The organism is Enterobacter sp. ECC-019 (assembly GCF_043974075.1).
In the GTDB taxonomy this organism is placed as follows: domain Bacteria; phylum Pseudomonadota; class Gammaproteobacteria; order Enterobacterales; family Enterobacteriaceae; genus Enterobacter; species Enterobacter asburiae_D.
The window spans coordinates 2728338-2748263 of record NZ_CP143759.1; the positions used below are offsets into that span (position 1 = coordinate 2728338).

The 19926-nt window shown below is 54.9% G+C and carries 23 protein-coding genes; 10 read left to right on the forward strand and 13 right to left on the reverse strand.

The features are described 5' to 3' along the window. Positions 1 to 13: 13 nt before the first annotated feature. A complete protein-coding gene (gene purR / locus V1566_RS13025) occupies positions 14 to 1039 on the reverse strand; it encodes an HTH-type transcriptional repressor PurR (RefSeq protein WP_023335431.1) in 1026 nt (341 codons plus the stop codon). A gap of 297 nt (positions 1040 to 1336) precedes the next feature. Between purR and V1566_RS13030 the strand changes: the two genes are divergently transcribed. Both V1566_RS13030 and V1566_RS13035 read left to right on the forward strand, forming a co-directional pair. After that, entirely contained in the window at positions 1337 to 1426 is a 90-nt protein-coding gene (locus tag V1566_RS13030) for a YnhF family membrane protein (protein WP_008500596.1), read from the forward strand. Positions 1427 to 1589: 163 nt separating this feature from the next. Continuing rightward, positions 1590 to 2756 (forward strand): MFS transporter, encoded by a 1167-nt coding sequence (locus V1566_RS13035; protein WP_121423486.1) that lies wholly within the window; start codon positions 1590 to 1592, stop codon positions 2754 to 2756. A gap of 38 nt (positions 2757 to 2794) precedes the next feature. Here the strand turns inward: V1566_RS13035 and sodB are convergent, their stop codons facing one another. Both sodB and V1566_RS13045 read right to left on the reverse strand, forming a co-directional pair. Continuing rightward, on the reverse strand, positions 2795 to 3376 hold the full coding sequence (sodB, locus tag V1566_RS13040; RefSeq protein ID WP_395303552.1) for a superoxide dismutase [Fe]: 582 nt from the start codon (positions 3374 to 3376) through the stop codon (positions 2795 to 2797). A 122-nt stretch (positions 3377 to 3498) separates the two neighbouring features. Beyond that, a complete protein-coding gene (locus V1566_RS13045) occupies positions 3499 to 4272 on the reverse strand; it encodes a C40 family peptidase (RefSeq protein ID WP_395303553.1) in 774 nt (257 codons plus the stop codon). A 338-nt stretch (positions 4273 to 4610) separates the two neighbouring features. On the opposite strand from V1566_RS13045, the gene grxD reads away from it, so the two are divergent. Beyond that, positions 4611 to 4958: a monothiol glutaredoxin 4 gene (gene grxD, locus V1566_RS13050; RefSeq protein WP_003832760.1), complete on the forward strand. Its 348-nt coding sequence runs from the start codon at positions 4611 to 4613 to the stop codon at positions 4956 to 4958. A gap of 42 nt (positions 4959 to 5000) precedes the next feature. On the opposite strand, the gene rnt is transcribed toward grxD, so the two are convergent. The 5 genes from rnt to eptA all read right to left on the reverse strand — a co-directional run bounded on the left by rnt (position 5001) and on the right by eptA (position 9672). Continuing rightward, on the reverse strand, positions 5001 to 5651 hold the full coding sequence (rnt, locus tag V1566_RS13055) for a ribonuclease T (RefSeq protein ID WP_395303554.1): 651 nt from the start codon (positions 5649 to 5651) through the stop codon (positions 5001 to 5003). Positions 5652 to 5746: 95 nt separating this feature from the next. Further along, positions 5747 to 6154, reverse strand: a complete 408-nt coding sequence (gene gloA / locus V1566_RS13060) for a lactoylglutathione lyase (RefSeq protein WP_395303555.1) — start codon at positions 6152 to 6154, stop codon at positions 5747 to 5749. Positions 6155 to 6254: 100 nt separating this feature from the next. Beyond that, complete coding sequence (locus tag V1566_RS13065) at positions 6255 to 7352, reverse strand: alkene reductase (protein ID WP_395303556.1); 1098 nt, start codon at positions 7350 to 7352, stop codon at positions 6255 to 6257. Positions 7353 to 7405: 53 nt separating this feature from the next. Further along, the gene (locus V1566_RS13070) at positions 7406 to 8005 is read right to left on the reverse strand and encodes a TetR/AcrR family transcriptional regulator (protein ID WP_063142961.1); all 600 of its coding nucleotides are present in this window, start codon (positions 8003 to 8005) and stop codon (positions 7406 to 7408) included. Between the two features lie 41 nt (positions 8006 to 8046). After that, entirely contained in the window at positions 8047 to 9672 is a 1626-nt protein-coding gene (eptA, locus tag V1566_RS13075) for a phosphoethanolamine transferase EptA (protein WP_395303557.1), read from the reverse strand. Positions 9673 to 9821: 149 nt separating this feature from the next. Here eptA and V1566_RS13080 point away from each other — a divergent pair, with 149 nt between their 5' ends. The 3 genes from V1566_RS13080 (at position 9822) to sodC (ending at position 11606) form a co-directional block, all read left to right on the forward strand. Next, the gene (locus V1566_RS13080; RefSeq protein WP_023335439.1) at positions 9822 to 10061 is read left to right on the forward strand and encodes a DUF1289 domain-containing protein; all 240 of its coding nucleotides are present in this window, start codon (positions 9822 to 9824) and stop codon (positions 10059 to 10061) included. Between the two features lie 48 nt (positions 10062 to 10109). Beyond that, a complete protein-coding gene (locus tag V1566_RS13085) occupies positions 10110 to 11006 on the forward strand; it encodes an aldo/keto reductase family oxidoreductase (RefSeq protein WP_395303558.1) in 897 nt (298 codons plus the stop codon). 81 nt (positions 11007 to 11087) lie between these two features. Continuing rightward, a complete protein-coding gene (gene sodC / locus V1566_RS13090) occupies positions 11088 to 11606 on the forward strand; it encodes a superoxide dismutase [Cu-Zn] SodC (RefSeq protein WP_395303559.1) in 519 nt (172 codons plus the stop codon). Here sodC and V1566_RS13095 read toward each other — a convergent pair. The 3 genes from V1566_RS13095 to V1566_RS13105 are packed head-to-tail and all read right to left on the reverse strand — an operon-like array spanning position 11585 to position 14717. After that, a complete protein-coding gene (locus V1566_RS13095; RefSeq protein ID WP_395303560.1) occupies positions 11585 to 13618 on the reverse strand; it encodes an FUSC family protein in 2034 nt (677 codons plus the stop codon). The genes sodC and V1566_RS13095 overlap by 22 nt on opposite strands. Beyond that, complete coding sequence (locus V1566_RS13100; protein ID WP_395303561.1) at positions 13618 to 14478, reverse strand: efflux RND transporter periplasmic adaptor subunit; 861 nt, start codon at positions 14476 to 14478, stop codon at positions 13618 to 13620. Before V1566_RS13100 ends, V1566_RS13095 begins: the two co-directional genes overlap by 1 nt. A 2-nt stretch (positions 14479 to 14480) precedes the next feature. Then, entirely contained in the window at positions 14481 to 14717 is a 237-nt protein-coding gene (locus tag V1566_RS13105; RefSeq protein WP_395303562.1) for a DUF1656 domain-containing protein, read from the reverse strand. 186 nt (positions 14718 to 14903) lie between these two features. Here V1566_RS13105 and slyA point away from each other — a divergent pair, with 186 nt between their 5' ends. Beyond that, on the forward strand, positions 14904 to 15344 hold the full coding sequence (gene slyA, locus V1566_RS13110; protein ID WP_024909359.1) for a transcriptional regulator SlyA: 441 nt from the start codon (positions 14904 to 14906) through the stop codon (positions 15342 to 15344). A 35-nt stretch (positions 15345 to 15379) separates the two neighbouring features. Here the strand turns inward: slyA and V1566_RS13115 are convergent, their stop codons facing one another. After that, positions 15380 to 16741 carry an MASE4 domain-containing protein gene (locus V1566_RS13115; RefSeq protein ID WP_395303563.1) on the reverse strand — a complete coding sequence of 454 codons (1362 nt, stop codon included), beginning with the start codon at positions 16739 to 16741 and terminating at the stop codon, positions 15380 to 15382. Between the two features lie 199 nt (positions 16742 to 16940). Continuing rightward, positions 16941 to 17408 (reverse strand): outer membrane lipoprotein SlyB, encoded by a 468-nt coding sequence (gene slyB / locus V1566_RS13120; protein ID WP_023311367.1) that lies wholly within the window; start codon positions 17406 to 17408, stop codon positions 16941 to 16943. Positions 17409 to 17662: 254 nt separating this feature from the next. Here slyB and anmK point away from each other — a divergent pair, with 254 nt between their 5' ends. The 3 genes from anmK to pdxH all read left to right on the forward strand — a co-directional run bounded on the left by anmK (position 17663) and on the right by pdxH (position 19918). After that, positions 17663 to 18787: an anhydro-N-acetylmuramic acid kinase gene (gene anmK / locus V1566_RS13125; RefSeq protein ID WP_395303564.1), complete on the forward strand. Its 1125-nt coding sequence runs from the start codon at positions 17663 to 17665 to the stop codon at positions 18785 to 18787. A gap of 93 nt (positions 18788 to 18880) precedes the next feature. Continuing rightward, positions 18881 to 19204, forward strand: coding sequence for a C-type lysozyme inhibitor (mliC, locus tag V1566_RS13130; protein ID WP_134350026.1), 324 nt, complete (start codon positions 18881 to 18883; stop codon positions 19202 to 19204). Positions 19205 to 19261: 57 nt separating this feature from the next. After that, positions 19262 to 19918 carry a pyridoxamine 5'-phosphate oxidase gene (pdxH, locus tag V1566_RS13135; RefSeq protein WP_028017303.1) on the forward strand — a complete coding sequence of 219 codons (657 nt, stop codon included), beginning with the start codon at positions 19262 to 19264 and terminating at the stop codon, positions 19916 to 19918. Positions 19919 to 19926: the final 8 nt, after the last annotated feature.

Sequence of the window (19926 nt, forward strand, 5' to 3'; positions counted from 1 at the left end):
CCCCGTAAAGCGATTAACGACGGTAGTCGCGGAACGGACCGTCCGCAACGGAACGGCGTTCGATAAGACGCGGGTGAACTTCAATGGACTGCGACTCTTCACGCTTGTTGACGATCCTGTCCATCAGCATATTGAAGGCCGTTTCGCCCAGCGAATCTTTCGGCTGGTGAATGGTGGTCAGCGCTGGCGTGAAGAAACGCGCGTTACGCACGTTGTCATACCCGATCACAGAAATATCCTGCGGGACGCGCAGGCCCAGCTCGTCGGCAGCGCAGAGCGCACCCATCGCCATGATGTCGCCCCCGCAGAAAACGGCGGTCGGACGGTGCGGCTGGGAGACGATTTGCTGCATCGCGCGGTAGCCCGACTCCGGCTCAAAGTCGCCCTGCACAATCCAGTTTTCCGGCACGTTGATCAGCGCTTCTTCCATCGCTTTCATAAAACCAGCCAGACGGCCCGCGCCGGTGTTGCGCTCCAGCGGACCGGGGATCACGCCAATCTCGCGGTGACCGCGTTCGATCAGATAACGACCGGCCATATAGCCGCCTTCAAAGGCGTTATCGATAACGGAATCGGTGAAATCCGCGCGCGCTTCGCCCCAGTCCATCACCACCATCGGAATGTGGCGATACTCTTCGAGCATCGACAGCACGGATTCCGGGTACTCGGAACACATCACCAGCAGGCCATCAACGCGCTTTTGCGCCATCATCGACAGGTAGGCGCGCTGTTTTTCAATGCTGTTCCAGGCGTTGCCCAGAATCAGGGTATAGCCTTTCTGGAAACAGTTTTTTTCAACCGCTTCAATGATCTCGGCAAAATAGGCCGCTTCACTGCTGGTCGCCAGCAATCCAATGGACTTGGTGTGATTAACCTTGAGGCTACGCGCAACCGCACTTGGCGAATAGTGCAGCTCTTTGATCGCTGCCCAGACGGCGTTGCGCGTCTCTTCCGCCACAAAACGGGTTTTGTTAATTACATGTGATACGGTTGTAGTGGAAACGTTTGCGCGTTTTGCTACGTCTTTAATTGTTGCCATTAAATGTCACTCCAGACCATATCCTAAACTCCTGAAAAACTTGAAGGTAAACGTTTGCCTTCTCTCACCCTTATCTCGCAATGTTGAATTGCGGCACGCCGGGAAAACGACACGGGACGTCAGGAGGGGGTCAATGGCCGGTACGCTAATAAATTTAGCGTGGAATTTTGTCCTATCTTGATGAAAAGGGGAAGAGGTAAAGTGGTTATCAGTATAAATCCAGGAAGATTTTTGACGTAATCTGTGCAAAAATGAGCAAGCTCACTTTTCGTGTGGGGATTAAAAGGAGAAAAATTGATGAGTTCCGATCTTAAGTTTTCGCTGTTCACCACCGTTGTTGTGCTGGCTCTGATTGTCGCGGCCGGTTTGACGGCTGCGCTGCACTGATTTACGCGGAGGGAGAGCCTTCTCCCTCCCGACTCCCCGGATTGTTACTTCTCTGGCAAAAATCTTTTGCCATTTTGTTAACTTCTCATTTTTTGTGATTGATGTCATGCTTTCCGCTTCTTTGTTCTGTGTCACCACATGACACGGCATCCGGAGTTGACGCATGAAAATCAATTTTCCCCTGCTGGCCCTGGCGATTGGCGCTTTTGGGATTGGCACCACTGAATTCTCCCCGATGGGGTTACTGCCTGTTATTGCCCGAGGCGTAGACGTCTCCATCCCTGCCGCAGGCATGTTAATCAGCGCCTACGCCATCGGCGTGATGGTCGGGGCGCCGCTGATGACGCTTCTGCTTTCGCACCGCGCGCGCCGCAATGCGCTGATTTTCCTGATGGCGATCTTCACCCTGGGCAACGTGCTTTCGGCGATTGCGCCGGACTACACCACATTGATGCTGTCACGCATTCTGACCAGCCTTAACCACGGCGCGTTCTTTGGGCTGGGGTCAGTCGTGGCTGCCAGCGTGGTGCCAAAACATAAGCAGGCGAGCGCCGTGGCAACCATGTTTATGGGGCTGACGATTGCTAATATCGGCGGGGTGCCTGCGGCAACCTGGCTGGGAGAAGCTATCGGCTGGCGTATGTCCTTCCTCGCGACTGCCGGGCTGGGCGTGGTTGCGATGGTGGCGTTGTTCTTCTCCTTGCCGAAAGGCAGCGCGGGGGAACGTCCTGACGTGCGCAGAGAACTGTCGGTGCTGATGCGCCCGCAGGTGCTCTCCGCGCTGCTCACCACTGTATTGGGGGCAGGGGCGATGTTTACCCTTTACACCTATATTTCACCGGTATTGCATGACATCACCCACGCAACGCCTCTCTTTGTGACCGCGATGCTGGTGCTGATTGGCGTGGGCTTCTCGATCGGTAACTATCTCGGCGGGAAATTTGCCGACCGTTCCGTGAGCGGGACGCTGAAGGGCTTTTTAACCCTGCTGATTGTCATCATGATTGCCATTCCGTGGCTCGCGCGTAATGAATTTGGGGCCGCGATCGCGATGGTCGTCTGGGGGGCTGCCACTTTCGCCGTGGTGCCGCCGCTGCAGATGCGCGTGATGCGTGTTGCGCATGAAGCGCCGGGCCTCTCATCTTCGGTCAACATCGGCGCCTTCAACCTGGGCAATGCGCTCGGTGCGGCGGCAGGTGGGGCCGTGATTTCGGGGGGACTGGGGTACAGCTTTGTGCCGGTGATGGGGGCGATTATTGCCGCGCTCGGCCTGCTGCTGGTGATGATGTCGGGTCGTAAACAGCCTGAAGCAGCCTGCGCTGCGGAATAAACCAAAAACGCAGAAGGGCGAACCCTTCTGCGTGTCTCTTACGCGGCGAAGTTCTTCGCGACAAAGTCCCAGTTAACCAGTGCCCAGAAGTGCTCCAGGTAGTTCGGGCGCGCGTTGCGGTAATCAATGTAGTAAGCGTGTTCCCACACGTCCACGGTCATCAGCGGCTTAGCGCTGGTGGTCAACGGGGTGCCCGCGTTAGAGGTTGACACGATAGCCAGCTTGCCATCCGCCTCTTTAACCAGCCACGTCCAGCCAGAACCGAAGTTCTTGATGGCTGCATCGGTAAATTTCGCTTTGAAATCCGCGAAGCTGCCAAAGGCGGTATTGATAGCTGTAGCCAGTTCACCGGCAGGTTCACCGCCGGCATTCGGCGCCAGGCAGTGCCAGTAGAAGGTGTGGTTCCACACCTGAGCCGCGTTGTTAAATACGCCACCCTCTGAGCTGCGGACGATCTCTTCCAGCGTTTTGCCTTCAAAATCGGTGCCCTTGATCAGATTGTTCAGGTTGGTGACGTACGTCTGGTGATGCTTGCCGTAATGATATTCCAGGGTTTCCGCAGAAATGTGCGGTGCCAGGGCGTCTTTTGCATACGGTAGTGCAGGTAATTCGAACGACATTGCTTCTCTCCTTATTGTATTTTGCGTTGCCAATAACCACACAGACAACGTGGACAGGATAGCAAATTGAAAGGGTATGCAAAAGAGGAACTTACCCTGCCACGGATGTGGCAGGGCAGGGGTTAGCGAATGGTTTTCGGCGTCATCACGCGACGCGCGCCGACGTAGTGGCGTACCCAGTAGTCTTCACTGAGAGAGGTGATCTGAATATCCTGGCCACTACGTGGAGACTGGATGAATTTCCCGTTGCCGACATAGACGCCGACGTGGTCAGCCGTACCGCGACCCTGGGTGCGGAAGAACACCAAATCGCCGTTTTCAAGCTCACCGCGGTCAACCGGTGAGGCATCGCGAAGGTGGTACATCTCATTGGCGGTACGAGGAATGCGGAATTTGACCAGATCTTTATAGGCGTAATAGACGAGGCCGCTGCAGTCAAACCCGGTACGCGGCGAGCTGCCACCCCAGTGATAAGGTTTGCCAATCTGGCCCATCAGTTTGTTCATCGCGGTTTTTTGCGCTTTCTGTACACGCACTTTATGCACTTCCGCTATTTTCGTGACCTTCGTGCATTTCGCCTTGTGGCCTTTACGCGTGATGCATTTTTCAGTCACGAGGTTAGCGGCGGTTTGCGAAGCTTTACTTTTGGCGGAGTGGGCAGTGCGGGAAGGTTTTGTTTTCGTCTTGCTGGAAGCGGTCTGTTTCGTCTGAGCCGGTGTTTTTTTCTTGTCGTTCTTAACGGTGGTTTTTTTCTTACGTTCTGTGGCTTTCACCAGATGGTTTTTTTGTACAGCAGAATGCCGCGCCTGCTGAGAGGCGTTCGCCACTGGCGTGAAAGTGAGTGAAGTAAACAGTAAAGCACAGAGCGTGATCGAGATTTTATTTATCCGCGCCACTGGGCAGTCCCCTGGTAAATGCAGGTCATCAATAATACCCGCGTGTGATTTACAAAGCCCGTCGATTCTAATCTATAAAAACCCAGAAAGTTAATAGCATTTTTCAATCTACAACCTTGTTTCGTTAGCAAGTGCAAAAAAATTCATCGTTCTGTCGCACATTTGCCCGCTCCTTAAGCAAAACCCTGACCGCCTCAGGGGTAAACACCATTTGCAATGCAACTTTTCGTGACTCGGGGTAGAATGTATAAACGTGACAAAAATGTTATTTTCCGATGCCAGTCTGACCCGCTACAATGTCAGACGAATGCCGTAACAGAAGTTAAAGGAAGCAAGACATGAGCACCACTATTGAAAAAATCCAGCGCCAGATCGCTGAAAACCCGATTCTGCTGTATATGAAAGGTTCTCCGAAGCTGCCAAGCTGCGGCTTCTCCGCACAAGCGGTTCAGGCGCTGTCAGCCTGTGGTGAGCGTTTTGCTTACGTTGATATCCTGCAGAACCCGGACATCCGCGCAGAGTTGCCTAAGTACGCTAACTGGCCGACTTTCCCACAGCTGTGGGTTGACGGTGAACTGGTTGGCGGCTGCGATATCCTGATTGAAATGTATCAGCGCGGCGAACTGCAGCAGCTGATCAAAGAGACGGCGGCGAAGTACAAAACTGAAGAGCCGGACGCAGAGTAATTTTCTGCGGAAATAAAAAGCGACCTGATAAGGTCGCTTTTTTTATTCTTCGCTGTCGCCCATCGGCAGCGGCCAGCCGCCCAGACGCTTCCAGCGGTTGACGATCTCACAGAACAGCTCTGCGGTACGCTCGGTGTCGTATAAAGCGGAGTGCGCCTGCGTGCCGTCAAACTCAATTCCTGCCGTGATGCAGGCCTTTGATAACACCGTTTGTCCCAGCGCCAGGCCGCTCAGTGCGGCGGTGTCGAAGGTCACAAAAGGATGGAAGGGGTTGCGTTTGAGCGAAGCGCGCTCGGCGGCGGCCATGGTAAAGCTGTGATCGAAGGTGGCGTTATGGGCCACCATGATGGCGCGGCTGCAGTTACTCTCTTTCATGCCTTTACGCACCATTTTAAAAATGGCGTGCAGCGCATCATATTCACTGACTGCACCACGCAGCGGGTTATGCGGATCGATACCGTTAAACGCCAGCGCTTCAGGCTGTAAGTTTGCCCCTTCGAAAGGTTCAACGTGGAAATGCAGCGTGGTGTCCGGGATAAGCCAGCCCTGTTCATCCATCTTCAGCGTGATGGCGGCAATCTCGAGCAGCGCATCGGTTTTAGCGTTAAATCCGGCTGTTTCTACATCAATGACAACGGGATAAAAACCACGAAAACGGTCGCACAGACCGCTAAATTGAGCGTTATCGGACATCAGGGTCTCTTACCAGGGAAAAAAGCAGAGCGCATTATGGCAAATTTTGCAGGGTGATGCAGTAAAACTACGGGCGCATGTTGCGCCCTGAGGGATCAGTTGCCCAGACCGCGACCGGCATCTTTGGCTTCAATCAGCTCGATTTTGTAACCGTCCGGATCTTCCACGAACGCAATCACGGTCGTGCCGCCTTTTACCGGGCCCGCTTCGCGCGTAACGTTACCGCCGTTGTTGCGAATGCGTTCACATGCTTCAGCCGCGTTGTCCACTTCCAGCGCGATGTGGCCGTAGGCGGTGCCCAGCTCATAGCTGTCCACGCCCCAGTTGTAGGTCAGCTCGATCACCGCTTCATTCGTTTCCGGGCCGTAACCCACGAACGCCAGCGAGTATTTGTATTCCGGGTTTTCGCTGGTGCGCAGCAGCTTCATGCCCAGTACGTTAGTGTAGAAATCAATGGAACGTTGCAGATCGCCAACGCGCAACATGGTGTGAAGTAGGCGCATAATTTCCTCATTAACCAATGAAATAGACTGTCTTTTTGAACAGAAACGATGTTTTAGTATAGCGGCGAAGTATCGCCGCTATCAATGAACAACGGCGAGATTACAGAGAAGGGTAGTCGGTGTAGCCTTCCGCGCCGCCGCCGTAGAAGCTTTCCGGGCGCTGCGGGTTCAGGGCAGCTTTTTTCTGCAGGCGTGCAACCAGATCCGGGTTGGCGATGTAGTCGCGGCCAAACGCGACGGCATCGATCAGCCCTTTGCCGATCAGGTCTTCGGCTTTCTCCGGAGTATAAGCTCCTGCGCCGATGATCACCCCGTGGAAACGCTCGCGCACTTTCTGACGGAAAGCGTCCGTGTAAGGCTTACCGCCAGCCCAGTCCGGCTCGGACATGTGCAGATAGGCGATGCCACGTTTAGCCAGTTCTTCGATCAGGTACAGGGCATCGGCTTCTTCGTTCGGACCGTTGTCGACGTTCTGGAAAGAACCGATTGGGGAGACGCGGATCCCGATACGTTCCGGGCTCCACTCCTGGCATACGGCGTCAACCACTTCCAGCACCAGGCGAGCACGGTTTTCGACGCTGCCGCCGTACTGGTCGGTGCGATGGTTAGACGACGGTGACAGGAACTGGTGCAGCAGGTAGCCATGGGCGGAGTGCAGCTCAATCAGGTCAAAACCGGCTTCACGAGCATTGGCCACGGCCTGGCGGAAGTCGTTCACGATACCCGGGATCTCGTCCAGCTCAAGTGCGCGCGGCATAGAGGTATCCACGCGGATCGCATTGCCGTTTTCATCACGCAGGGAAGTACGGGTATTTGCGCTCAGGGCCGAAGCGGAGACCGGTGCCTGGCCGCCAGGTTGAATGCTGCTGTGGGAGATACGACCGGTATGCCACAGCTGGACCGCAATGCGACCCTCTTCAGCGTGAACGCCCGCGGTGATTTTCTTCCATGCGGCGATCTGTTCCGGGCTGTGAAGACCCGGCGCACCCGCATAACCTTTAGCCTGAGCAGAAATCTGCGTGGCTTCGGTGATGATCAGGCCAGAGCTTGCGCGCTGACGATAGTATTCACCCATCAGTGGGGTTGGGATGTCACCCGGCTCAATGCTGCGCAGACGGGTAAGCGGAGCCATAAACACGCGGTTTGGCGCAGTGACGGCACCCACTTTTAAGGGGGTAAATAATTTTTCAGCTGACATAAAGACTCCTGAGTAGACCAGTCGACTAGTAAGAAGGTAAATAAAAACGCCTGCTATACGCCAGGCGCAGTAATACTGTTTTTCACATGTGCCAGCGCGCTTTCCAGCGGCACGGCACTGCGCGAAATTTTTGCCTGCAGGTTAGCCCCTAGCCAGAGCGCATATAACACCTGCGCCTGGGTTAGCGGCTCGCCGGAAAAGGCCAGCGTTTTTTCATCGCGGCCTTTCTCCAGCGCCTGGGCCAGCAGGGCGATAACGCCGCGGGCGCCTTTATCCATCGCCGTGCGCATATCTTCAGAAAGGTCGCACACTTCGGCAGACAGTTTAACCGTCAGGCAACCGCTGATAATGCCCTGCTGACAGAACTGGTTCAGCGTTTCCTGATAGTAGTTCAGAACACGATCCCGGTAGTTACCTTCACCCGATGCAAAGTGGGTCGCCAGACGCTGGTGGTAGCCAGCATAATGACGCTCCAGCATCGCCACGCCGAAGGCCTCTTTGGACCGAAAGTAGTGGTAAAAGGACCCCTTCGGTACCTCAGCGGTTTTTAAAAGCTCGCTCAACCCCATACCGGTAAACCCGCGATGCATGCAAAGTTGCTCGCCGGTCGCCAGTAAATGTTCGCGGGTATCGTGTTCAGTATTTCTGCTCATGGCCGAACTCTAATAGACCGTTCGGTCTAATGCAAGCGCGTTTACTGGCGACATGCGCTCAGTATATCCAGCTGCTGCTGATAAACCGTTGATTTCACGTCCATCATACCCAGCACGGTCGAGAACAAATTGTCCTGAGAAACCGCATTTTTTGCTGCATGGTGACGTAAACACTGTTCGTTGATGCCAAAGTTTTTCGCGTAATCCGGTGACAGCCAGAACATAAACGGAATATGCGTTTGCTGCTCAGGTGCCAGCATGTACGGCGTACCGTGCAGATAAATGCCGCTTTCACCCAGCGATTCACCGTGATCTGAGAGATAAATCAGCGCGGTGTTCATGCTCACCTGGCGGGCTTTCAGCGCATCAATGGTTTTGCTGACCATGCTGTCGGTATAGAGGATGGTGTTGTCATAGGTATTCATCAGCGCCTGATGATCGCAATCCTGAATTTCATTGGTGTCGCAGGTTGGAGTGAATTTACGGAAGTTGTCCGGGTAACGGCGATAGTATGCCGGACCGTGGCTCCCCATCAGGTGAATAACCAGCACCGTATCTTGCTTGACGCCATCCAGCACGTTGTCCAGACGGTAGAAATTCACATCGTCAATACAGGATTTGTCTTTGCAGAACTGATCCAGCTGCCACTGCGTCATGTCGGTATGGGGCACGCGATCGCAGACACCTTTACAGCCGCCGTCGTTGTCGCGCCACAGCAGGTTGATACCCGCATGCTTGAGCACGTCGAGCAGTCCTTCGCGATGGTGAGCCAGGTCGGCATCGTATTTGCTGCGCGTCATCCCGGAGAACATGCAGGGAACGGAAACCGCGGTTTCAGTCCCACACGAGGAGGCCTGCGGGAAGTTAATCACATCCTGCTTTTTCAGTTCCGGGTTTGTTTCGCGCCCGTAACCATTCAGGGAGTAGTTTGCCGCGCGAGACGCTTCGCCGACGACAAGCACCAGAACGGTTTTCTTTTGTTGACCGGTAATCAGTGGGCCTTTGTGGGCATCTTCACCAATGCGCACCAGCGTTTGATCGCCGGCAAACCAGCGCATTTTGCTGTACTTCACCACGGCGCTGACATAGTTCGCCGGGGTGACCATTTTGACGATGCTTTTGTTATTGCGGAACAGCGATGCGTAGTCTTTATAAAACAGCGCGGCAATCAGGATAATCACCAGCAGGGCGCCGAGCATCGCGGCAACCCGCGTCAGCAGGGCATACCACCATTTCCCGGTATGAATGCGGGTCAACGCCAGCACCACGGAAGGCACGAGGCCGGCAATAACAATCCACAGGATCATCTGCGGGGTCACCAGGGCGGTCGCTTCCTGAGAGTTGGTTTCGAACACGTTCACAATCATGTTCTGATCGATCACCGCGCCATAGGTGTACATAAAGTAGGTTGCCGCAGCGCATCCAATCGTCAATACAATCAGCAGCGGCTTACGGAGATACGGGATATTCAGCAGGCTAAAAACAATCACCCAGCCGCAAAACAGCACCAGCGGTACGGACGCGGCAAAGAGGATGTCGTGCAGATGGGCAGGGGCGATAATGGCCCAGCTGCGCTGGATAAACAGCCCGTTGAGCAGAGTAAAGAAGAGTGCACAGCCCAGAGTAAATTTAATGTCGTTACATTGTAACTTTTTGATTAACCACATCGATCGGTAAACCTGTCATTGTCATGATGGGCCGAGTATAGAGAGGGAAGATTAGTGAAACCTTAATGCCATAAATCTGTGATACAGGCCTTGCACGCGGCGCATTTAACGTCTTCACTGTAGATGAGAGTGGCTATCGGGAGGTGAGTGTGGCAGAGCAGCTGGAGTTTTTCCCCATCCAGAGCCCGTGCCGGGGTATTTGTCAGGTCGATGAACGCGGATATTGCCGCGGGTGCATGCGAACCCGTGACGAGCGTTTTAACTGGCAAAACTTTAGCGACACGCAAAAGCAGGAGGTGCTACGCCTCTGCAGACAGCGTTTTCTGCGCAAAATACGCGCAAACAAAGCCGGCGAGACCGAAGAACCGCAGCAACCTTCACTTTTTTAACACGGTAATTGCGTATACTCATGACATTACGTCCTTGAGGAAAATGTTATGGTTCAGCGAATTACCCTTGCCCCCCAGGGGCCAGAATTCTCCCGTTTTGTCATGGGCTACTGGCGCCTGATGGATTGGAATATGTCCCCCCTCCAGTTGGCGAGCTTTATTGAAGAGCACCTTGATTTAGGCATCACCACGGTCGATCATGCGGATATTTACGGTGGCTACCAGTGCGAGGCCGCGTTCGGCGAGGCGCTCAAGCTGGTTCCGGCACTCCGCGATCGCATGGAGATCGTCACGAAGTGTGGGATTGCCACCACGGCAAAACCTGAACACGCCCTCGGTCATTACATCACCGACAGCGCGCATATCATCAAGAGCGCCGAGCAGTCGCTGGTCAATCTGGCGACCGACCGTATCGACCTGCTGTTAATCCACCGCCCCGACCCGCTGATGGATGCCGATGAGGTGGCGGAAGCCTTCCTGAATCTGCACCAGAGTGGGAAAGTGCGTCATTTCGGCGTGTCTAACTTTACCCCGGCACAGTTTGCGCTGCTTCAGTCTCGTCTGCCGTTTACCCTGGCCACTAATCAGGTTGAGATCTCCCCGGTACACCAGCCGCTACTGCTGGATGGTACCCTCGATCAGCTGCAGCAGCTGCGCATTCGCCCAATGGCCTGGTCGTGCCTGGGGGGCGGACGTCTGTTCAATGATGATGAATTCCAGCCGCTGCGCAACGAGCTTGAAACCATCGCCCGCGAGCTGAACGCCGAGAGTATCGAGCAGGTGGTTTACGCGTGGATCCTGCTCCTGCCGTCAAAACCGCTGCCGATTATCGGTTCCGGCAAAATTGAACGCGTGCGGTCTGCGCTGGCGGCTGAAGAGCTGCAGATGACCCGTCAGCAGTGGTTCCGCATCCGCAAGTCCGCGCTGGGTTACGACGTACCATAAACCACCTGAAGGTGACTTTCCGGTGAAATCTTTGCCCCTGGTATACACTTAAGGGGCAAAAAATAACCCGCGGAGGTCATTATGAAGCGTTTTGCTCTGGCACTGGTCACGCTGGTTGTTTGCGCAGGGGCGCAGGCAGCCAGCGATGAAGTGGAAATGAATCTCGTCACTTCACAGGGTGTGGGTCAGTCCATCGGAACGGTGAAAATCACTGAAACCGATAAAGGACTGGAGTTTGCCCCCAACCTCAAAGCCCTCCCTCCCGGTGAACATGGTTTCCATGTTCACGCCAAAGGCAGCTGCCAGCCCGCTTTAAAAGAGGGCAAACCGTCGGCGGCGGAAGCGGCAGGGGGTCACCTCGATCCGCAGCATTCCGGCAAGCATGAAGGCCCGGATGGAATGGGGCATTTAGGCGATCTGCCTGTTCTGGTGGTGAATAACGACGGTAAAGCCACCGATCCCGTTGTCGCGCCGCGGCTGAAAAAGCTGGATGAGGTAAAAGGTAAAGCGCTGATGATCCATGTCGGCGGCGACAATATGTCCGATCAGCCTAAACCGCTTGGCGGCGGCGGGGCACGCTATGCGTGCGGTGTGATCTGATCCCCAATCGTTCCCGGCGGCGGGGCCTGTTCCAGCTGCGACAGCGAGCAGTGCAGGCGCCAGATTATCGAGGCCAAATCACGGGCCGCGGGCAGATGATGCCGTGCCAGCGTATCGCAGATCCGCTGCAGTTCATTCAGCGTGGTTTCCAGCGGCCGCTGCTGGACACCGCGCTCGCTCATCACATCGCGCAGCAGGGAGATGCAAACATCACGAACCTGCGACAGCGGATCGGAACGCGTTTCCCATGCGCGAAGCTGCCAGACCACGTGCGAACAGTTCAACAGCACCACGCCCCAGCGCAGCAGCCAGCGCCGGGACAGCGCGTCCTGGCTGTTATTCAGTTGACTGACGTGGTGATACACCAGCGATTCATACTCGTTTTCACCCAGATGCGGTTTACGGCTGAGCTGGTCGACAAACCCTCTGCGTAACTCCCGGATATGCCTGCGGCTCTTGCGGGCATCGGAGCCGGGGCGCAACACCGCGAAAGCCAGCCACGCCAGTCCCACGCCAAGGATCTTCGCCAGGTTGTCATTGAGAAAGTCGGCGTAATCGTAAACCGGCGGATTCGTCACGGAGATAAACGAGCCCATAAAGACAATCAGCTGTCCCCAGAGGCCCGCCAGTTTTGGCATTTGCAGCTTCAGAAGCTGCATGGTGGTCAACAGCGGAAACAGAAACAGCAGGAACTGCCACAGATCGCTTATCTGCACCATCAGGCCAAACTTCACCACGAAGCTGAACAGCGACAGTAGCACCAGCGTGCGCAGCAGGAGCGTAAGCGAGTTGAACGGCGAGGCCGCGACGGAGTAAAGCACGCAGCTGATGGCGGCAAGCGTCAGGGCTGCCGTGCCGGACTCCCACTGCGTGGTAATGCTCCACGCCCCCACCAGCATCAGCGCACAGAAGGTGCGAAAACCGCTCCACAGCGCTTCCAGATAGTCGGTATGGCGTGCAAGTGCCGGGCTACCGGGGACGTTGAACTCCGTCAATGGGGTGGCATTTTCGATTGCCGTGATCCAGCGGCTGCTGCGCAGGTACAGCCGACAAAAGTAATTCAGGCGCTGCCAGAAGGCGCGATGGCGGTAGTCGTACTCATCAACCGGGGCAAGCGGGGCGATAATCCGCGCCACGGTGTAGATGTCCGCATCCGGGCGCGCAAGGGCCGCGAGTAGCGTTTCAATCACGGCACGGGTGTTTTCAGGCGGCGTTGGCCAGTTGAGCAGCATCCGGCGCAGGCTGGAGATGGCGCTGGTCATGCGCAGCTGCTGGTGCAGAAGATAGTTAAGCAGGGTGTTCTGACGGCGAAAGCGGTAGTGGCTCCAGAACGCCTGAATGCGCAACAGATTCATGGTCAGGATCTGTCCGATAACCTTTTCATGCGCGAGGCGGATATCGTCGCTGGTATCCGGTTGCCACAGCAGACTCGCGTGTTCCAGTAACCGGGTATGCATGGTTTTCAGCGCGGTGATGAGCGCGGTGCCGTCGGACGTGCTGGGAAGGATCATCATCATGAAGCCGCCGCTGAGGATCCCGACAATCACTTCGCAGACGCGCGCCTGCGCGATATCCCACAGCTCGGTGGTGTCGAGCACGTTAACCACCGGAAAGGCGATGATGGCGGCGGTATAGCCCGCCAGCTGGAACGCGTAGGCGACGTTATTGGTAAAATGAGCGCAGGCCCAGGTACAGCATCCCAGCCATGCCGCCATGCTCAGCAGGAACAGCCACGGATCGTTCAGCGTATGGCCCGCGATAATTAACGCTGCGGTGGCGCCGAGCAGGCTGCCAGCGATACGGCCAAGGCTTTTACTGATCACCCCGCCGACCGTCGGAAAACTGACCACCGCTGCAGACGTCATCGCCCAGTAGGGCTCATCCAGGTTCAGGTAATAAGCCACAGTCAGCGCAAGACACATGGCAATGCCGTTACGCAGCGCGTAGCGCCACTGGGGACGCGTCGCTTTCATCCACGGCGTGTTTTGCCAGGAGAGACCCTGCAGCTTCATCACCGGTTGCCGATGGAGACAGTGCAGGTGGTGCCGGATACCAGGGTAATGTCCTGCGGTAAACGGTCAAATTCTACGCGAACCGGAACGCGCTGGGCCAGGCGCACCCAGGGAACGTTCGGCTTAATGTCCGGTACCAGCCCGGAATCCGTTTCAACGCTTTGATCGTAAATGGCCCGGCCAATGCTGGATACGTGACCCTGTAACTTTTGCGAGCCGCTGTAAAGCGTAATCGCGGCGGGCGATCCCTCGCGGATATGGCGAAGCTTGGTCTCTTCGAAATAGCCCACGACGTAGAAGGAGTGGCTGTCGACGAGGGCGAATATCGGTTGTCCCGTGGTAGCATAATTCCCCACGCGGGCCGAGAGGTTGGTCACCCATCCATCGACCGGTGCCGTAATCACGGTTTGGGTCAGTTGCCACTGCGCCTGCTTAAGCGTCGCCTCCGCCACGTTGACGCTCGCCTGCATGGCCTTAACGTTAATATTCGCGGTGTCTAAATCCTCCGCTGAGATGTAGTTTTGCGACAGGTGGCGACGGCGGTTGGCCTCGTTGTTGGCCTTTGCCAGGTCAGACTGGGCTTTCGCCAGCTGTGCCTGGGCGTTCAGAATCGCAATATGGTACGGGGTGTCGTCGATTCGGAATAAAACGTCTCCCTTTTTGACGAACTGGTTATCCTTAACCAACAGCGTCGTAATACTTCCCGACACCTGAGGAGTGATGCTGACCTGTTCAGCACGAACTTTGCCGTCACGCGTCCAGGGCGACTGCATATAAAAATTCCACATCCACCAGCCCGCAACCAGCGCGAGGACAAGGACAAACAGGGTGGAGAAGTATTTTAGCGTTTTCAGGGACATATTCACCACACAGTCAAAATGACAAGGCCCAGGCTTACGGAGAGGGCAAACAGGGAAAGATCCATCAGCATGGGATGCCAGATTTCGCCGGAATACATCCAGTCGCGAAGCAGACGATGCGCGATGAGCCAGAGAATAAAGCCCGCCAGAACGGCCTTAAACAGGGGAGGAAAGTAGACTGACGCACCGAAGATCAGGTCCTGAAGGGGTAAACCCTCTGAGCGATGAAAAAACGTCACGGGCAGAAATCCTTTGCAGTGAACAGAATGCCGCGTTGGCTTGTCTTAGTATGATGAAGCATCACAATTCAGTGTAAGTCATACTTTTAAGTTCGATGAATGCAGTATTGCATTTGTTTTGGCAATACAAATGCTGCACACTATTCTAAAATCAGTATAATAACTTAGCAAGCTAATTATAAGGAGATGAAATTGGAATCGCCATTAGGTTCTGATCTGGCAAGGTTGGTACGCGTCTGGCGTGCTCTGATTGACCATCGCCTGAAACCTCTGGAGCTCACACAGACGCATTGGGTCACGCTGCACAACATCCATCAGCTGCCGCCCGATCAGTCGCAAATTCAACTGGCAAAAGCGATAGGAATTGAGCAACCGTCGCTGGTGCGCACGCTTGATCAGCTGGAAGAGAAGGGGTTGATTTCGCGGCAAACCTGCGCCAGCGATCGTCGTGCGAAACGGATTAAACTCACCGAGAAAGCGGCGCCTATCATCACGGAAATGGAAGCCGTGATCACTAAGACGCGCGGTGAAATCCTGTCTGGCGTTTCACCGGCGGAGCTGGAAATGCTCATCAGCCTCATTGGGCGCCTTGAGCAAAACATCCATGAGCTGCAGTCGCGAGACTGACAAACAACAAGGCCTTGCAGCAGCAAGGCCTTTTTTTACTTAAAGACGACCACACGGTTACGGCCCGTCTCCTTCGCCTCATACATCGCCTTGTCGGCACTTTCCACGCACTCCTCTGCGCTTACCGACGAGGAGGTTGCCGTAAACACCCCCATGCTGATAGTGATCGGCTCCGGTAGCTGACCGCCGCTGCTGGTGTGATCAAAGCTGCTCAGCTTCAACCGTATGCGTTCTGCCACCTGGTACGCCGCGTCTGATGGGGTGTTGGCCAGCATCAGAACAAACTCCTCACCACCGATACGGGCCGCGATATCCTGCGGGCGCACCGAATCCATCAGCAGGTTGGCAACAAACTGCAGGACTTTGTCGCCCTGAAGATGCCCGTAGGTGTCGTTGATACGCTTGAAGCGATCGAGATCGCTGACGATGACGGAAACTGGGCGGCTGGGTTTAGCGATATCCAGTGCCTGCTTTAATGATTCATAAAAATAACTGCGGTTATACAGGCGCGTGAGCGGGTCGCGGATCGAGTTCTGGTAGGACTGCTGGTATTTTACGTGCGAGTCGCGATACAGCCTGAAGACATCGTAGAGCAGAACAAAAATAATCAGCAGCGTGGCGACAGTTTCAAATAAGCGGGCGCGATACCAGGAGATACCTTCGGCATGTCCACCCACCAACAGCATTGAGAGCGTGACGATATAGCAGACGCACAAAAAATTACCGCCCACCCAGAATAAATTGCGTACGCGCGTAATAAACATCAGCGCTGCTAATGTCACCACCCACAGGGCAATTAAAGCAATATTAATGAAGTGGCTCCAGAGAACCATAAACTGACGGGTTTCATTATCAACCAGGTCAATTGATAAGAGTGGCGAATGACTGGAATAGATCCAGGCCAATCCCACCGCACAGGCCGTAAAGAGAAATTCGCCGCTCACAATCGCGATATGCGCCAAACGTGAAAGAGGATAATTGCGCGTGGTATAAAGTATTGCCGCAACGATGATGAGCACCGCCATTAAGAGATGGCGAAACATATAGTAGATCATCGCATCGTTGTAGTTCACGACGTTAAACTGGTAGAGGTCCAGCCAGGCGGGAAAGCTGGACAGCGTTCCCACCATCAGCAACGCGGAGCCCGCAAAGGCGAAGGCAAACGCCACCAGATACAACCGTTTTCTGTCACACCAGTATTTCATCGCCATGAAACAGGCAATAAACAGGTGGAACACCAGCAGAAAAATGGTGAGCGTAGGGAATAAAAGCGGTGAAAAGGAAGGTACCCATTCAACGACCTTTAAATAGAGCGTTTGTAATATCCCGATGACAACAATGCAACCGAGGCAGAACGCAATATAACGACTCTTTAGAGAACAACGATTCGCAAGCATATACGTTTTTAACGACTTTATAATGAATTAAGGTGAGGGTATTTCGAAGAGTTTAATCAATTAGCGCGCTAAATACTTTGCGCAGAAACAATATATGCTGTGGTAAATAATAGGTGGGGTGAATGTATTTTGTAACTGTATTTGTGGGAGTGATATATATTGTAAATGGATGTGGCCATCAGGCCACATCCATTTTTAATTAACGTGGAGAAACGGTCACCTGGCTTCCGTTGCTTGCCAGAACAACGCGCTGGCCTGCAGAGAAGCGGGTGCTGCCTTGTTTCTGTACAACCATAATAGTGCTGCCGTCGTCTTTACGGATTTCCAGCTCTACGCCCTGGGTTTTGTTCATCGCACCCTGAACGCCCTGGCCGGCTACGCCACCCGCAACGGCGCCTGCGGCTGTTGCCAGCGAGCGACCCGTGCCGCCACCGACGGTATTACCGAGGAAACCACCCAGAACGGCACCGCCGATTGCACCCATTACGTTGCTTTCATCACCACCCTGGATCTGTACAGGACGTGCGTTAACAACGGTACCGTAAGTCACGTTCTGAACCTGTTTCGCTTCAGAAGCGCTGTAAACGTCGCCAGAAAGTGAACTGTCATTCACACAGCCAGCCAGAGTTAAACCAATCAGCGAAACGCCCAGTACACGTAAAATCATTTGAATCTCCTGTTCACCAAAAACGCCCGAGTGGGGCATCCGTTATGGCTAAATTATATGGCATAAGGAGCCATAGTTCATATCTTTGCATTAACAATAGGAAAATTGTACTTGAATTTGACTTAACGAGACATAAACAGGGTCCGTCTGTGTTACCCGTCTGACATTGTTAAAAAATATTATTGCCGGATGGCAAAGCTGCGCCGTTTATGGTTGAGTGGATGTCCTTAGCCCACGCAACGTAAGGAAAGCGCATGAAATCGGGTCGCTACATCGGTGTGATGTCAGGCACCAGTCTGGATGGGGTAGATGTCGTTCTGGCCGCCATTGACGAAAACATGGTGGCACAGCAGGCGAGCCTGACCTGGCCAATCCCCATTTCACTGAAAGAGGATATTCTGAGTATCTGTCAGGGGCAGCAACTGACCCTCTCCCAGCTTGGACAGCTTGATGTTCGCCTGGGGGCGCTGTTTGCGGATGCGGTGCAGGCTTTGATGCAAAAAGAACATCTTCGCCCGCAGGACGTGGTGGCCATCGGCTGTCACGGACAAACGGTCTGGCATGAGCCCGGCGGAGATGCCCCGCATACCCTGCAAATCGGCGATAACAACCAGATTGTGGCGAAGACGGGCGTGACGGTGGTAGGCGATTTCCGTCGTCGCGATATCGCCCTTGGCGGGCAGGGCGCGCCGCTGGTACCCGCGTTCCATCAGGCGTTACTGGCGCACCCAACAGAACGGCGGATGGTGCTCAACATTGGTGGGATTGCCAACCTGTCGATGCTTATTCCGGGGCAGCCCGTCCGCGGCTACGATACCGGCCCGGGCAATATGCTAATGGATGCCTGGATCTGGCGTCAGTGCGGTCAACCGTACGATAAAAACGCCGAGTGGGCGAGCGGTGGGAAGGTGATTCTTCCGCTGCTGCAGTCGATGCTAAGCGATCCTTATTTTGCCCTTCCAGCCCCTAAGAGCACGGGACGTGAATACTTCAACCTGGGCTGGCTTGAGCGTCAACTGGCACCATTCCCGGCGCTCGCGCCGCAGGATATTCAGGCGACGCTTGCCGAGCTCACCGCCGTGTCGATCTCCGAACAGGTTCTGCTCAGCGGCGGATGTGAGCGCCTGTTGGTGTGCGGCGGGGGAAGCCGTAACCCGCTGGTGATGGCGCGGCTTGCGGGGCTACTGCCGGGTACTGAAGTGACCACGACCGATGAGGCCGGCATCAGCGGTGATGATATGGAGGCGCTGGCCTTTGCCTGGCTTGCCTGGCGTACCATTGCCGGACTGCCGGGCAACTTGCCGTCGGTAACCGGTGCACGTGAGGCGAGCGTCCTCGGGGCGATTTTCCCGGCAAATCCTCGTCATAATCAGAGTTAACTGAAATTCAGCGCGGCGTGTCGTCGTTAGAATGGAATGAAACAGGAGGGCAGCCATGCCCTCCAGGACCAGGAAAGTCTTCGGAATACGCCCATGAAAAAACTTCTTCTTATTGTCGCGCCTTTATTGCTGTCAGGATGCAGCGTCTATAACCAACTCCTTGAGCGCATGCAGACCGATACGCTGGAGTATCGCTGCGACGAAAAACCACTGACCGTGAAGCTGAATAACCCTCGCCAGGAAGCCAGCTTTGTTTACGACAATAAACTGCTGACGCTGAAGCAGGGCATGTCGGCTTCCGGCGCGCGTTATACCGACGGTATCTACGTGTTCTGGTCAAAAGGCGACAGCGCTACGGTCTACAAACGCGACCGCATCGTGCTGAACAATTGCCAGCTTGAAAATCCGAAGCGTTGAGATTTTTACAGGGGCGGCGCACAATAGCGCCACCCACTCTCAATATCAGCTAACGCCATGTCAGATAACGACGAACTGCAGCAAATTGCGCATCTGCGCCGTGAATACACCAAAGGCGGCCTGCGTCGCCAGGATCTTCCCGCTGAACCCCTCGTGCTTTTTGAACGCTGGCTGAAACAGGCCTGCGAAGCAAAACTTGCCGACCCAACGGCCATGGTTGTCGCGACGGTTGATGAAAACGGTCAACCGTATCAGCGCATCGTTTTGCTCAAGCATTATGACGAGAAAGGCCTGGTGTTCTATACCAACCTTGGCAGCCGCAAAGCGCACCATTTAGAAAACAATCCGCGTATCAGCCTGCTGTTCCCCTGGCACATGCTGGAACGTCAGGTGATGGTAACCGGCAAGGCGGAACGTCTCTCGACGCTGGAAGTGGTGAAGTATTTCCACAGCCGTCCGCGTGACAGCCAGATTGGCGCCTGGGTATCAAAACAGTCCAGTCGAATTTCTGCCCGCGGCGTGCTGGAAAGTAAATTCCTGGAGCTGAAACAGAAGTTCCAGCAGGGTGAAATTCCCCTGCCAAGTTTCTGGGGCGGTTTCCGTATCCCGATTGAGCAGATGGAGTTCTGGCAGGGGGGCGAACATCGCCTGCACGACCGCTTTTTATACCAGCGCGACAATGGCGGCTGGAAAATCGACAGACTGGCACCGTAATCCCCGAA

Coding starts and splice junctions, on each gene's coding strand:
- purR (WP_023335431.1), bottom strand. CDS start 1,039: ATGGCAACAATTAAAGACGTAGCAAAACGCGCAAACGTTTCCACTACA.
- V1566_RS13030 (WP_008500596.1), top strand. CDS start 1,337: ATGAGTTCCGATCTTAAGTTTTCGCTGTTCACCACCGTTGTTGTGCTG.
- V1566_RS13035 (WP_121423486.1), top strand. CDS start 1,590: ATGAAAATCAATTTTCCCCTGCTGGCCCTGGCGATTGGCGCTTTTGGG.
- sodB (WP_395303552.1), bottom strand. CDS start 3,376: ATGTCGTTCGAATTACCTGCACTACCGTATGCAAAAGACGCCCTGGCA.
- grxD (WP_003832760.1), top strand. CDS start 4,611: ATGAGCACCACTATTGAAAAAATCCAGCGCCAGATCGCTGAAAACCCG.
- rnt (WP_395303554.1), bottom strand. CDS start 5,651: ATGTCCGATAACGCTCAATTTAGCGGTCTGTGCGACCGTTTTCGTGGT.
- gloA (WP_395303555.1), bottom strand. CDS start 6,154: ATGCGCCTACTTCACACCATGTTGCGCGTTGGCGATCTGCAACGTTCC.
- V1566_RS13065 (WP_395303556.1), bottom strand. CDS start 7,352: ATGTCAGCTGAAAAATTATTTACCCCCTTAAAAGTGGGTGCCGTCACT.
- V1566_RS13070 (WP_063142961.1), bottom strand. CDS start 8,005: ATGAGCAGAAATACTGAACACGATACCCGCGAACATTTACTGGCGACC.
- eptA (WP_395303557.1), bottom strand. CDS start 9,672: ATGTGGTTAATCAAAAAGTTACAATGTAACGACATTAAATTTACTCTG.
- V1566_RS13085 (WP_395303558.1), top strand. CDS start 10,110: ATGGTTCAGCGAATTACCCTTGCCCCCCAGGGGCCAGAATTCTCCCGT.
- sodC (WP_395303559.1), top strand. CDS start 11,088: ATGAAGCGTTTTGCTCTGGCACTGGTCACGCTGGTTGTTTGCGCAGGG.
- V1566_RS13095 (WP_395303560.1), bottom strand. CDS start 13,618: ATGAAGCTGCAGGGTCTCTCCTGGCAAAACACGCCGTGGATGAAAGCG.
- V1566_RS13100 (WP_395303561.1), bottom strand. CDS start 14,478: ATGTCCCTGAAAACGCTAAAATACTTCTCCACCCTGTTTGTCCTTGTC.
- slyA (WP_024909359.1), top strand. CDS start 14,904: ATGAAATTGGAATCGCCATTAGGTTCTGATCTGGCAAGGTTGGTACGC.
- V1566_RS13115 (WP_395303563.1), bottom strand. CDS start 16,741: ATGCTTGCGAATCGTTGTTCTCTAAAGAGTCGTTATATTGCGTTCTGC.
- slyB (WP_023311367.1), bottom strand. CDS start 17,408: ATGATTTTACGTGTACTGGGCGTTTCGCTGATTGGTTTAACTCTGGCT.
- anmK (WP_395303564.1), top strand. CDS start 17,663: ATGAAATCGGGTCGCTACATCGGTGTGATGTCAGGCACCAGTCTGGAT.
- mliC (WP_134350026.1), top strand. CDS start 18,881: ATGAAAAAACTTCTTCTTATTGTCGCGCCTTTATTGCTGTCAGGATGC.
- pdxH (WP_028017303.1), top strand. CDS start 19,262: ATGTCAGATAACGACGAACTGCAGCAAATTGCGCATCTGCGCCGTGAA.